This window comes from Bradyrhizobium brasilense, assembly GCF_029714345.1.
GTDB lineage: Bacteria > Pseudomonadota > Alphaproteobacteria > Rhizobiales > Xanthobacteraceae > Bradyrhizobium > Bradyrhizobium australafricanum.
Genome location: NZ_CP121669.1, coordinates 1,281,062 through 1,293,891 on the forward strand (window position 1 = coordinate 1,281,062; position 12,830 = coordinate 1,293,891).

The window sequence follows — 12,830 nt, forward strand, 5'->3', positions numbered from 1 at the left end:
TTAACTTTCGCGCGTTACCTCAAACCCCAGTTTTGGGAGTGCCGCGTATGGACATGATGAGCATGGTCACCAGCATCCTGTCGATGCAGCAGGGTAATCTGCAGGGTGAGATCGCGACCCGCGTGACCAAGCAGAACCTCGACGCCGAGAAGTTCGCGGTTCAGACCCTGCTCGGCACGCCCTCCACCGCGAATTTGTCGCCTGGCATCGGCGACAACCTCAACGCCGTCGCCTGATCAGAACCCGGCTGCGGCTGGCTGCAGCGCGGCCTTCACCAGCTTGATCGCGTCGTCGCTCGCCCATTCGGCGGGACCGGCGATATTGGCGATTTCGCAGCCCTTGCCGTCGACCAGCACCGAGGTCGGCATGCCCAGCGCCTTGCCTATGTTCTTAAGGTCTTGAAAAACCTTGGCTTTCTGATCCGAAAAATAGCCGAGATTGGTCAGGTTGGCCTCTTTCAGGAAGTTTTTCGGCTTGTCCGGGTCGCGGGTGTCGATGTTGATCGCGACCACCTCGAAATCCTTGCCGCCGAGCTTGGTCTGCAGGCTGTCGAGCGCCGGCATTTCCTTGCGGCAGGGCACGCACCAGGTCGCCCACAAATTGACCAGCACGGTCTTGCCGCGCCAGTCCGAGAGCTTCTTCGGCTGGCCGTTGGCATCCTCGAAGGTGAGGTCGGGCAGCATCAAGGGGGTGGTCGCCATGGTTAGCGCCGCGACCTCGCCATGGGCAAGCGGGGCGATCTTCTTCGCAAGAGCCACCGCGCTGTTGCAGGCGATATCGCCGCCAGCGGGATGCTTGAGGCTGGAGACCCCGACATAGCCGATCACGGCCCCGGCCAGCACGGCGCCGATCACCAGCGGGATACGCCACTTGGCGGTCGGCCTGGCGGTCGGATTGGATGGGGTCGTCTCGGGCATATCGTTTGTCATCCTGGGTCGATGTGGCTAAGCAGTGCCGGGAATACGATCGGAACTGCGGTGCTGTTTCGCCGCCTCCGGCCATGAAACCGCAAGGCTGAAATACGAATTCGTGAGCGAGATGTCATGAGCAACAAGATGTGGGGCGGCCGGTTCTCGGAACGTCCCGACGCGATCATGGAGGAAATCAACGTCTCCATCGACGTCGATCGTCACCTTTATGCCCAGGACATTGCCGCGTCCAAGGCCCACGCCGCGATGCTCGCCGCGCAGGGCATCATCACGTCCGCTGATGCGAAAAATATCGGCAAAGGTCTAGACACGATTTTGTCAGAGATCGGCAAGGGCGATTTCGATTTCAAGCGCGCGCTCGAGGACATTCATATGAATGTCGAGTCGCGGCTGTCCGAATTGATCGGGCCCGCGGCGGGCCGGCTGCACACCGCGCGCTCCCGCAACGACCAGGTCGCGACCGATTTCCGGCTCTATGTCCGTGACACCATCGATGAGACCAATGCGGCGCTGGCCGCGTTCCAGCAGGCGCTGGTCGCCCGCGCGCTGGAGCATGCCGGCACTGTGATGCCGGGCTTCACCCATCTGCAGACCGCGCAGCCCGTGACCTTCGGTCATCATCTCCTGGCCTATGTCGAGATGGTCGGCCGCGACCGCGGCCGCTTCGCCGACGCGCGCAAGCGGCTGAACGAATCGCCGCTCGGAGCGGCCGCGCTCGCCGGCACCTCGTTTCCGATCGACCGCGCCGCGACCGCGAAGGCGCTTGGCTTCGACCGTCCGATGGCCAATTCGCTCGACGCGGTATCCGACCGCGATTTCGTGCTGGAGACGCTGTCGGCGGCCGCGATCTGCGCAGTGCATATGTCGCGCTTCGCCGAGGAGATCGTGATCTGGACCTCGCCCTTGGTGGGCCTCGTCAAGCTCAGCGACAAGTTCACCACCGGCTCCTCGATCATGCCGCAGAAGCGCAATCCGGACGCGGCCGAGTTGGTCCGCGCCAAGACCGGCCGCGTGATCGGCGCGCTCACCGCGCTCCTGATCGTGATGAAGGGCCTGCCGCTCGCCTATCAAAAGGACATGCAGGAGGACAAGCAGGGCGCGATGGAGGCTTTCGAGGCGCTGTCGCTGGCAATCCGCGCCATGACCGGCATGGTCGAGGACTTGGTGCCGGACGAGGCCAGGATGAAGGCCGCCGCCGGCGAGGGCTACGCCACCGCCACCGACCTCGCCGACTGGCTGGTGCGCACCCTGAAAATGCCGTTCCGTGACGCCCACCACGTTACCGGGCGCATCGTCGGCATGGCCTCGAAGCAGGGTGTGGCGCTGCACGAGCTGCCGCTCAAGGCCATGCAGGAGGTAGAGCCGAAGATCACGGCCGACGCGCTGAAAGTGCTCAGCGTCGAATCCTCGGTGCAGAGCCGGACCTCGTTTGGCGGCACGGCGCCGAAGAATGTGATGGCGCAGGCCAAGGCCTGGGCCAAGCGGCTGGAAAAAGAGCGAAAATTGGGCTGAACCGGAAAATTTGGCCGTGATTTCATGGCGCTCCGCCTCTCGCCAGAGCACGCCAATGTTTGTATGGTGCCGCCCGAATTGGGGAATTCGTCGTGATTAGCAAGAACCGCCTGACCCCCTCGGGATGGGCCATCATTGTGCTGGGCGTATCAGCGCTGGCGCTCGGCGGCTGCGGCCGCAAGGGACCGCTCGACCTGCCGCCGACCGCGAACGTCGCGCCGGGCGCGGCACCGAGCGACACCGAGAGCGAGCGGGCAGCGCAGCCCAGCGTGTTCAATCCGACCTATGGTTCGGAGGCCGCGCCAGCCGCGCCGCGAGGCAATAAACGGCCCTTCATCCTCGATCCGCTGCTCGGCAATTAGTATTTAAAAGCGTGTCATGAACCATTTCGACTATCGCAACGGCGTGCTGCATGCCGAGGCGGTCAATCTCATTGAGCTGGCGGAGGCCGTCGGCACGCCGTTCTATTGCTATTCGACCGCGACGCTGGAGCGCCACTACCGCGTCTTCACCGAAGCCTTCGCCGGTGAGAAGGCGCTGGTCTGCTACGCCATGAAGGCGAACTCCAATCAGTCGGTGCTGCGCACGCTGGCCAAGCTCGGCGCCGGCGCCGACGTGGTGTCCGGCGGCGAGTTGAAGCGAGCGCTGGCGGCCGGGATTCCGCCGTCGAAGATCGTGTTCTCCGGGGTCGGCAAGACCGAGGGCGAGCTGCGCGCCGCGCTTGCCACCGACATCCTCTGCATCAATATCGAGTCCGAGCCGGAGCTCGAGATGCTGTCGCGTCTCGCGGTCGAGATGAAAAAGACGGCCCGCATCTCGGTGCGGGTCAATCCCGATGTCGATGCCGGCACCCATGCCAAGATCTCGACCGGCAAGTCCGAGAACAAGTTCGGCATTCCGATCGCGCGCGCCCGCGAGGTCTATGCCCGCGCGGCAAAGCTGCCGGGCATCAAGGTCACCGGTACCGACGTGCATATCGGCAGCCAGATCACCGATCTCGGCCCGCTGGAGGTCGCTTTCCGGCTGCTCGCCGAATTCGTGCAGACGCTGCGCGCCGACGGCCACGACATCTCGCATATCGATTTCGGCGGCGGCCTCGGCATCCCCTACTACATGGATCGCGCCGCGCCGCCGGCGCCGGACGCCTATGCGGCGATGGTCAAGCGCGTCACGCACAATCTCGGCTGCACGCTGATGTTCGAGCCGGGCCGCATGATCGTCGGCAATGCCGGCATCCTCGTCGCCCGCGTGATCCATGTGAAGCCGGGCGATGCCAAGAACTTCGTCATCATCGACGCCGCGATGAACGATCTGATCCGGCCGACGCTGTATGAAGCGCATCACGACATTCTGCCGGTGCGCCAGCCCGCGCCCGGCACCCCGACCATGGTCGCGGATGTAGTCGGCCCGGTCTGCGAGACCGGCGATTACCTCGCGCTCGACCGCTCGCTGCCGCAGCCGAAGGCCGGCGATCTGCTGGCGATCATGACCGCCGGCGCCTACGGCGCGGTGCAGTCCGGCACCTACAACACGCGGCCTCTGGTGCCCGAAGTGCTGGTCAAGGACGACCAGTACGCCGTGGTCCGCCCGCGCATCGACGTCGACGCCCTGATCGCGATGGACAGGCCGGCGCCGTGGCTGTGATCTTGTAGGATGGGTAGAGCGCAGCGAAACCCATCATCTGCTGCGCGGACGCAATTGATGGGTTTCGCTTCGCTCTACCCATCCTACGCAGTCGTTACTTCGCGGCGTGCGCGCCGCCTTTACCGCCGCCGACGATCACGCCCGCGGCCTTCTCGATCGGCTTGATCGCCGCGGTGAAGTCCGACTCCGGTCCCTCGTCGCGGATGATGACTTCCCAGAGCCGGCCGACCGCTTCGGCGACTTCCATCGACAGCCCGAGCGAACGCATTTCCTCGACCGCAAGCCGCACGTCCTTCACCATCAGCCCGGTAGCGAAGCCGAAGTCGAAGCTGCGCGGCAACACCGAGCGCGGAAACTTGTCGCGGCTTGCAGTGTTCAGCCCGGAGCCGGCATTGATGACGTCGATCATCACGGCCGGATCGAGCCCGGACTTCACGCCCATCACAACGGCCTCCGAGGTCGCCACCATCGCGGTCGCCGACAGGAAGTTGTTGGCGAGCTTCATGGTCTGGCCGGAGCCCGGCTTGGTGCCGATGAAGAACACCTTGCCGATGACGTCGAGCGCGCCCTTCACCAGTTCGAAATCGGCGCGCGGGCCCGACACCATCACCGCGAGCGTGCCCTTCTCGGCGCCGGCGACGCCGCCGGAGACCGGGCTGTCGATCTGCACGATGTTCTTCTTGCCCAACAGCTCGTGGATCTTCACCGCCATCCGCGAGCCGACGGTGGAGAGGTCGACGAAGCGTTTGACGCGCGTGCCCTCGATCACGCCGCCCGCGCCGGTCGCCACCTCGAGCGAGGCCTGCAGCGAAGGCAGGCTCGCCATCACGGTCTCGACGCGGTCGGCGATGTCCTTGGGCGAGGTTGCGGCCACCGCGCCGAGTGCGACCAGCCTGTCGAGCGCGTCCTTGCTGGTGTCGAACACGGTGAGCTTGTGGCCTGCCTCGATCAGCCGGCGCGCCATCGGGAAGCCCATCTTCCCGAGGCCGATGAATCCGATTTCCATGAGTCGTTTCCTCTATGTCGTTATGTGCGATATGCGCGCCCACATTCGCTGTCGTCCCGGCGAAGGCCGGGACCCATTACCACCGCGGTTGATTGTTGTGCTCCGCTGGAGCCACAGCGTGTTCCCACCACGAAGGCCTGTGGTTATGGGTCCTGGCTTTCGCCAGGACGACATTGCGGGTGAGGCAGCAGCGTCTCACGCCTTGTTGTCGAGTTCGGCGAACACCTCGCGCGCGATGCGGAAGCTGTCGACGCCGGCCGGGATGCCGGCATAGATCGAGACCTGCATGAAGATCTCGCGGATTTCGTCGCGGGACACGCCGTTGGTCAGCGCGCCCTTGATGTGGGCCTTCAATTCGTGCGGCCGGTTCAGGATCGAGATCATGGCGAGGTTGAGCATGCTGCGGGTCTTGCGCGGCAATTCCTCGCGGCCCCAGACCGCGCCCCAGCAATATTCGGTGACGAGTTCCTGGAATGGCTTGTTGAAGCCGTCCGAATTCTTCAGCGCATTGTTGACATAGGCTTCGCCCAGCACCGCCTTGCGGATTTCGAGCCCCTTGTCGTGCGTTTTTTGGTCCATATCGCGTTCCTCATGCGTTAATGCGATGGTTCGGCCGGGACGTTACGGGGTCGAACCGCCGCAGTCACGCCTTCGTGTTATGCGTATTTCCCGGTGTGGGTTACTGCCTGGAACGGGTGCCTCAAAGCCGCCGCCGTGCTAGGCTGACCTGCCGGCTACCCCGGAGATTTTATTGAGCGGAGCCAACATCGACCCCTCTGACCCGTCACGCGCCGTCCGCGACAGCGATGCGATCGCGCGGCTGAAACTGACAGAGGCTCTGCAGCGGGCAAGGTTCGCGATTGGGTGGGAACGGGCCTGGCCGCATCTGGCCCGGTTCCTGACGGTCGCAGGATTGTTCCTGGTCGCGTCCTGGGCCGGGCTGTGGCTGGTGCTGCCGTTTGTCGCACGCGTGGCCGGCGCCGGCCTGTTCGCGATTGCCGCGCTCGCGGCGCTGTCGCCGCTGGTGCGCTTCCGCTGGCCGAGCCGCGAGGAGGGCCTGAGCCGGCTCGACCGCGGCGCCGGCATTCGCCATCGCCCGGCGACCACGCTCTCCGACACTCTCACCAATAAGGATCCGTTTGCGCTGGCGCTGTGGCAGGCGCAGCGCGAGCGCACGCTGGCCTCGATCAAGCGCATCCGCGCCGGGCTGCCGCGGCCGCGCGTGTCGCTGCACGACCCCTGGGCGCTGCGCGCGCTGGTCATCGTGATGCTGGTTGCGAGCTATGTCGCCGCCGGCGACGAGCGTGGCCTGCGGGTCGCCTCCGCATTCGACTGGAACGGCATCATGGCGCCGGCCAATGTCCGGGTCGATGCCTGGGTGACGCCGCCCAACTACACCGGCAAGCCGCCGATCATTCTGTCCAACGCCAACAAGGACGCCAACGCGGCGGACACCACCCCGCTCGCGGTTCCGGCCGGCAGCACGCTCCTGGTGCGCTCTAGCGGCGGCAGCATCGACGTCGTCGTCGGTGGCGGTGTTACCGAAGTAGCGTCGGACGGGCAGGCGCCCAAGGGCACCAACGAGCGGCATTTCAAGATCACCGGCGACGGCACCGCGCATGTCCGTGCGCCGGCCGGTCAGCCGCAGTGGAAATTCACCGCCACGCCGGACCGCCCGCCGTCGATTGCGCTCGCCAAGGATCCGGAGCGGCAGGCGCGCGGCGCGCTGCAGATGTCCTACCGGCTCGAGGACGACTACGGCGTCAGCGAAGCGCGCGCGCAATTCGCAGTGCGGCCGACCGATGCGCCGAAGGAGGCCGACGGCAAGAAGGATGCCGACGGCAAGGCGGCGCAGCCGCGACCGCTGTTCGAGCCGCCGCAATTCGCGCTGGTGCTGCCGAATGCGCGCACCCGCAACGGCGTCGGCCAGACCGTGAAGGACCTCAGTGAGGATCCCTATGCCGGCGCCGACGTGACCTTGACGCTGACGGCCAAGGACGAGGCCGGCAATGAGGGCAAGAGCGAGCCGTTCAACATGCGGCTGCCGGAGCGCCTGTTCACCAAGCCGCTGGCGCGCGCGCTGATCGAGCAGCGCCGTATCCTGGCGCTCGACGCCAACCAGAACGGCCAGGTGTTCGCCGCGCTCGAGGCGCTGATGATCGCGCCCGAAATGTTCATGCCGGAGACCGGCTATTACCTTGGCTTGCACACCGTGAGCCGGCAGCTCGAGGCGGCGCGCACCGACGACCAATTGCGCGAGGTGGTCGCCAGCCTGTGGTCGCTCGCCGTCACCATCGAGGACGGCAATATCTCGGACGTCGACAAGGCGCTGCGCGCGGCGCAGGACGCGCTCAAGCAGGCGCTCGAGCGCGGCGCGACCGACGAGGAGATCAAGAAGCTCACCGACAATCTGCGCGCCGCGCTGGACAATTTCCTGCGCCAGATGGTCGAGCAGTTCCGCAACAATCCGCAGCAGCTCGCCCGGCCGCTCGATCCCAATGCCAAGGTGCTGAGCCAGCAGGATCTCAAGAACATGCTCGATCGCATGGAGCGGCTGTCACGCTCCGGCGACAAGGATGCGGCGCGGCAGCTGCTCGAGCAGATGCAGCAGATGCTGGAAAACCTGCAAATGGCGCAGCCCAATCAGGGCGACGACGACATGCAGCAGTCGCTCAACGAGCTCGGCGACATGATCCGCAAGCAGCAGCAATTGCGCGACAAGACCTTCAAGCAGGGCCAGGATTCCCGCCGCGACCGCATGCGCGGCAAGCAGGGCGAGCAGTCGATGGGCGACCTGCAGCAGGACCAGCAGGCGCTGCGCGACCGCCTGAAGAAGCTGCAGGAAGAGCTCGCCAAGCGCGGCATGGGACCGGACCAGCGCGGCCAGAAGGGCCAGAAAGGTCAGGGTCAGAAGGGCGACCAGGCGCAGCAGGGCGATCAAGGCGGCGACCAGGGCGATGACGGCGATGATGGGCTCGACCAGGCCGATTCCGCGATGGGCGATGCCTCCGGGCGGCTCGGCGAGGGCAATGCCGACGGCGCGGTGGATTCGCAGGGCCGTGCGCTGGATGCGCTGCGCAAGGGCGCCCAGAGCCTCGCCGACGCGATGCAGCAGGGCGATGGCGACCAGCCGGGCGACAGCCCCGGCAACCGCGCCGGCCGCCAGCAGAGCGGCGGCAACCAGACCGATCCGCTCGGCCGCCCGTTGCATGGCCGGGAATTCGGCGACGACTACACGGTGAAGATCCCCGGCGAGATCGACGTGCAGCGCGTCCGCCGCATCCTCGAAGAGCTGCGCCGCCGCCTCGCCGATCCGTCGCGGCCGCAGATCGAGCTCGACTACATCGAGCGGCTGCTGAAGGATTATTGAGCGCCTCGTCCTTCGACTGTCGTCATCCGTGAAAGCTCGTGCCTACTCACGAGACATCGGCGCTTGAATCGAACGGCCACGGCGACCTGTATGCCGCGCTTCCACTGGAATGACGCGGAATCTGCACGACGGTCGTAAGCCTGCAGACGTCAGCTTCTGCGGGCTACGCGCCCCGCGTTCCAATCGGGTGCGATCGGGACCGGGCGTCGTCCGCCCGTTTCGCACAATTTTCCTAAAATTGTCGGGTTCCCGTTGGCGCGCATTTAAGTCGCTTGCGTCACCTTACTTCGGAAAATTGGCAAGCGTCTCAGGAGAGCACATGAGGCACAGCCGTTTATTCATTGCATCGTCATACCGGCCATTGGGTATTACTCGCCGGCACCAACATCAGACCAGCTTGGTTCGACAATTCGTTCGAGACCAGTCGGGCAGCTATGTGATCATTTCAGCGCTGCTCATGCCGGTCCTGGTCGGCACGGCAGGGCTCGGTACCGAAGTGGGATGGTGGTACTACAAACATAAGAACATGCAGAGTGCCGCCGACTCCGGCGCGGTAAGCGCCGCAACGGCGGCAAGTGCAGGCGCCGACCTTTTGTCCGAAGCCAACGCGGTCACGGCAAACTACGGTTACGCGAACGGGGCGCACAACGTCACGGTCACGGTGAATCAACCGCCGAAGACCGGCAGTCAGACGTCGAACCTGCAGGCGGTCGAAGTCATCGTGAGTCAACCGCAACAGCGGTTGCTGTCAGCCTTGTTCGGCTCGGCCCCGGTGCCGGTCACCGCGCGCGCGGTCGCCCTGCCGAATTCCGGGACGGGCTGCGTGCTTGCGCTCAACGCCAGCGCCAGTCCCGCGGTCAACGTGAGCGGCGGCAACCAGCTCAACCTGATCAAGTGCAACCTTTACAGCAACTCGGGTGCAAGCCCATCGCTCAACGTGGCCGGCAGCGCGACGGTCGCCGCCAATCAGGTCGGCGTCGTCGGCGACGTCTCCGGCACCAGCAACATCACCGCCACCAACGGCGTCAAGACGCATGTGAAGCCAATGGCTGACCCGTATGCGAACGTCTCTCCGCCGTCGAAGCCGAGCTGCACGAACGCCAAGATTACGGTCAATTCCAACGGAAAGACGAACTCCCTCAGCCCCGGCTGCTACTCGGGCAGCATTACGGTGAACGCCGGCGCAACGCTGAACCTCGATCCGGGCATCTATTACCTGGACGGCTCGAACCTGAGCGTCGCGGGCAACGCCACCATCACGGGCACCGGCGTGACCCTGGTCTTTACGGGCTCGGGAAGCAAGTGGGGCACGGCTTCGATCGGCAGCAACGCCATCATCGATCTGACGGCGCCGACCTCCGGCTCCACGAAGGGCATCGTCATGTATGGCGACCGCAACATGCCGGCCGGGACTACCTTTAATCTCACGGGTGGTGCGACCCAGAACTTCGGCGGCGCCATCTACCTGCCGAAGGCCGACCTCAGCTTCGGCGGTGGCAACGGTACAAGCACATCATGCACCAAGATCATCGCGGACACGCTGACGTTCAGCGGCACGTCGAACCTTCAGGTCAATTGTTCGGCGCTCGGCACCGCGACGATAGGCACGCAAACCGCGCAACTCATCGAGTGAGGTTGGCCCCGATGCAAAACCAGAGATCCTCATCCAACAGCCGTGGTCGATTGGTTTTCTCTCTGACGCGGCTTGTGCGCACCGCCGTTCACGACAGGGGCGGCGTCGCGGCCATCGAATTCGGCATCATGATCCCGTTGCTGTCCCTGATGGTCGTCTCGGTAACCGACATCGGACTTGCGCTCTATCGCAAGATGCAGGTCGAGAATGCCGCGCAGGCGGGAGCGCAATACGCCATCGTGCGCGGCTTTGACGAGACTGGCGTTACCGGCGCCGTGACAGCCGCCACGAATTCCACAGCCATCAGCGCTTCGCCCAAGCCGTACCAGTTTTGCGGGTGCCCGACGAGTGCGGGGGTTAACACCGTCAGTTGCGGCGCGGTCTGCCCCAGCGGCGCGCAGGCCGGAACATATGCCATGGTTTCGGCGCAAGGGACGTATTACACGCTGATCAATTATCAGATTGTGGCGGCCTCATACACCTATAGCGCCCAGTCCACTGCGAGGCTGCAGTGAAACTCACAACGCTATGGCAGGACAATCGCGGGGCTTCGGCGCTGGAATTCGCCCTGACCGCTCCCGTGTTCTTCCTGTTCATATTTGGCATCGTCGAATTCGGACTGCTGTTCTGGACCCAGCTCGGGCTGCAGCACGGCACCGAAATGGCGGCGCGGTGCGCGACCGTCAACAGCACGCTCTGTCCAAGCGGCAGCGCCATCACGAATTACGCCGCGCAGCAGGCGTTCGGCCTCACACTTCCGGCGCAGACATTCACCTATTCCACGTCAGCCTGCGGCAACGTGGTCAGCGCGAGTTATGCATTTCAATTTGCGCAATTTCTCAATCTGTCCCCGGTGACGCTGACCGCCCGGGCATGCTTTCCGAGTTGAGTTCGTAAACCCTAGCTGGCCTTCCGCGCCGCCAGCGCGTTCGCGACTGCGCCATTGATTCAGATCAACATCGCACCTTCCAGGGGCCCGCACAGTTTGCCGGATTGATCCTGCCAGAATTTAATATGCGCCGATTGGAGTCTCCATGAGCTGAAATTCATTACAGGAGGGTAAAATGAGCCGCGGAATGCCATCGATGACTGCGCTCCTTGGAATGCTTGCCCTTGCCGGCTATCAGAACCGGGACAAGCTGATGGAAATGTTGAACAACGCGACGGGTGCTTCGTCCAAGACGGGGGGCGGGCAGGCGCAGGCACAAGGCGATTTGTCGAGTGTCTTCAGCAGTATGCTGGGCGGTGGAGGCGTCGGGGGCCTTCTTGGTGGCGGTCTTAGCGAATTGCTCGATCAGTTCACGAAAAACGGACAGGGAGAAGCTGCCGAGTCATGGGTGGGGCCGGGCCCGAACAAAGAAATAGCACCTCCTCAGCTCAAGCAAGCGATAGGTCAGGATGTTCTGGCAATCCTGGTGAAGCAGACTGGACTGTCGCAAGAAGAGCTCCTTGCGCGACTTTCGCGCGAGCTGCCAGCAGCCGTCGATAAATATACGCCGGACGGTCGTTTGCCTCCCCGGGACGTTTGATCGCCGCGCACAGGAGGCAGCGAGATGAGCATCATCTGGACCATCATTGTTGGATTTCTGGCGGGTGTCGTTGCGAAGTTCATCATGCCCGGAGGTAATGAACCTTCGGGGTTCGTGTTGACGACTATCTTGGGTATCGTCGGGTCGATCCTGGCGTCTTATCTCGGACAGGCGCTCGGCTGGTATAAGGCGGGCGAAGGCGCGGGCTTCATTGGCGCCGTTGTCGGAGCGATCATCCTGTTAGCGATCTATGGTTTCTTTGCCGGAAAGCGAACTGCTTGATCTAATCAGCCATGGTGGCTCCGCAGATCCCGGATAAGCATGGGTTGCTTGACTTCGTTGCCAGCCCATTCGAGTTGCTGAAGGGTGCGCTTCGTCAGTTCTACGAGGGCGAATCTTCGGCGGCCGTGCGGTTCAGATACGGCTTGCTTGTGCTTGATGCCGTCACGGTGTTGTTTGTCATCGTGACGTCGTTCCTTCCTCGGGGCAGGGCTGTTGAATCGCTCGACCTGGTGTTAGGCGTCCTGATCCTTGCGGATTTCTCGGCGCGGTTGATTATCAGCCGGCATCCGTTGCGGGAATTCACCCGTCTGTCGACATGGACGGATATCGTCGTGGTAATTTCATTTCTTGCGCCGCTTGCCGGAGAAGCTGGCGGCTTCCTGCGCACACTTCGAACATTGAGATTGCTCCGCGACGTCCGGATGGCGGCGCGGCTTCGTGCTGACAGCTCCTTCTTCCGGCAAAACGAGGAAGTCGTGTTTGCCGTCGCCAACCTCGCCGTGTTCATTTTCGTGATGACCGGAATAGTCTACGAGACTCAGAAATCTCACCACAATCAGATCGCCAATTACGCCGATGCGCTTTACTTCACCGTCACGGCGCTGACCACGACCGGTTTCGGTGACATCACCTTACCCGGTACGACTGGCCGACTTATTACCGTTGTCATAATGATCTTTGGCGTGACGCTTTTTCTGAGTCTCGCCAAAGCCTTGTTGGCGCCGGCAAAGGTGCGGTTTTCGTGCCCGGTCTGCGGCCTGCAACGCCATGATATCGATGCCGTTCATTGCAAGGCATGTGGCACGGTATTGAATATTCCTGATGAAGGGGCCGGCTAGCCAGATGCAGCCGTGTACACGGTCGACCCACGTGCAGGACGGACTTGGTCTTTTGTCCGTTGCTGGCCCATCTCGGATCTTGGCCA

Annotated in this window: 14 protein-coding genes; 11 read left to right on the plus strand and 3 right to left on the minus strand. The window is 63.8% G+C overall.

The features are described 5' to 3' along the window. Positions 1–47 precede the first annotated feature (47 nt). Entirely contained in the window at positions 48–236 is a 189-nt protein-coding gene (locus QA635_RS05790) for a putative motility protein (protein ID WP_069280209.1), read from the plus strand. Here QA635_RS05790 and tlpA read toward each other — a convergent pair whose 3' ends face one another. Beyond that, positions 237–917: a thiol:disulfide interchange protein TlpA gene (tlpA, locus tag QA635_RS05795; RefSeq protein WP_225162776.1), complete on the minus strand. Its 681-nt coding sequence runs from the start codon at positions 915–917 to the stop codon at positions 237–239. It abuts the gene before it with no gap. A gap of 126 nt (positions 918–1,043) precedes the next feature. Between tlpA and argH the strand changes: the two genes are divergently transcribed. The 3 genes from argH (at position 1,044) to lysA (ending at position 4,085) form a co-directional block, all read left to right on the plus strand. Further along, positions 1,044–2,441: an argininosuccinate lyase gene (gene argH, locus QA635_RS05800; RefSeq protein WP_283067714.1), complete on the plus strand. Its 1,398-nt coding sequence runs from the start codon at positions 1,044–1,046 to the stop codon at positions 2,439–2,441. A 92-nt stretch (positions 2,442–2,533) separates the two neighbouring features. After that, positions 2,534–2,803 (plus strand): LPS translocon maturation chaperone LptM, encoded by a 270-nt coding sequence (gene lptM / locus QA635_RS05805; protein WP_018268957.1) that lies wholly within the window; start codon positions 2,534–2,536, stop codon positions 2,801–2,803. A 16-nt stretch (positions 2,804–2,819) separates the two neighbouring features. Continuing rightward, complete coding sequence (lysA, locus tag QA635_RS05810; protein ID WP_283067716.1) at positions 2,820–4,085, plus strand: diaminopimelate decarboxylase; 1,266 nt, start codon at positions 2,820–2,822, stop codon at positions 4,083–4,085. A gap of 94 nt (positions 4,086–4,179) precedes the next feature. Here the strand turns inward: lysA and QA635_RS05815 are convergent, their stop codons facing one another. Beyond that, positions 4,180–5,091, minus strand: a complete 912-nt coding sequence (locus QA635_RS05815; RefSeq protein WP_283067718.1) for an NAD(P)-dependent oxidoreductase — start codon at positions 5,089–5,091, stop codon at positions 4,180–4,182. Positions 5,092–5,286: 195 nt separating this feature from the next. Further along, on the minus strand, positions 5,287–5,670 hold the full coding sequence (locus QA635_RS05820; protein ID WP_225164606.1) for a carboxymuconolactone decarboxylase family protein: 384 nt from the start codon (positions 5,668–5,670) through the stop codon (positions 5,287–5,289). Between the two features lie 172 nt (positions 5,671–5,842). Here QA635_RS05820 and QA635_RS05825 point away from each other — a divergent pair, with 172 nt between their 5' ends. The 7 genes from QA635_RS05825 to QA635_RS05855 all read left to right on the plus strand — a co-directional run bounded on the left by QA635_RS05825 (position 5,843) and on the right by QA635_RS05855 (position 12,744). Then, a complete protein-coding gene (locus QA635_RS05825) occupies positions 5,843–8,461 on the plus strand; it encodes a TIGR02302 family protein (RefSeq protein ID WP_283067721.1) in 2,619 nt (872 codons plus the stop codon). Between the two features lie 397 nt (positions 8,462–8,858). Then, a complete protein-coding gene (locus QA635_RS05830; protein WP_283067723.1) occupies positions 8,859–10,094 on the plus strand; it encodes a pilus assembly protein TadG-related protein in 1,236 nt (411 codons plus the stop codon). An 11-nt stretch (positions 10,095–10,105) separates the two neighbouring features. Further along, complete coding sequence (locus QA635_RS05835; protein ID WP_283067725.1) at positions 10,106–10,609, plus strand: TadE/TadG family type IV pilus assembly protein; 504 nt, start codon at positions 10,106–10,108, stop codon at positions 10,607–10,609. Further along, entirely contained in the window at positions 10,606–10,983 is a 378-nt protein-coding gene (locus QA635_RS05840; protein WP_283067727.1) for a TadE/TadG family type IV pilus assembly protein, read from the plus strand. The genes QA635_RS05835 and QA635_RS05840 overlap by 4 nt, the downstream gene beginning before the upstream one ends. Positions 10,984–11,158: 175 nt before the next feature. Continuing rightward, entirely contained in the window at positions 11,159–11,623 is a 465-nt protein-coding gene (locus tag QA635_RS05845; protein WP_283067729.1) for a YidB family protein, read from the plus strand. Between the two features lie 24 nt (positions 11,624–11,647). Further along, entirely contained in the window at positions 11,648–11,905 is a 258-nt protein-coding gene (locus tag QA635_RS05850) for a GlsB/YeaQ/YmgE family stress response membrane protein (RefSeq protein WP_283067731.1), read from the plus strand. An 11-nt stretch (positions 11,906–11,916) separates the two neighbouring features. Continuing rightward, on the plus strand, positions 11,917–12,744 hold the full coding sequence (locus tag QA635_RS05855; protein ID WP_283067733.1) for a potassium channel family protein: 828 nt from the start codon (positions 11,917–11,919) through the stop codon (positions 12,742–12,744). Positions 12,745–12,830 lie beyond the last annotated feature (86 nt).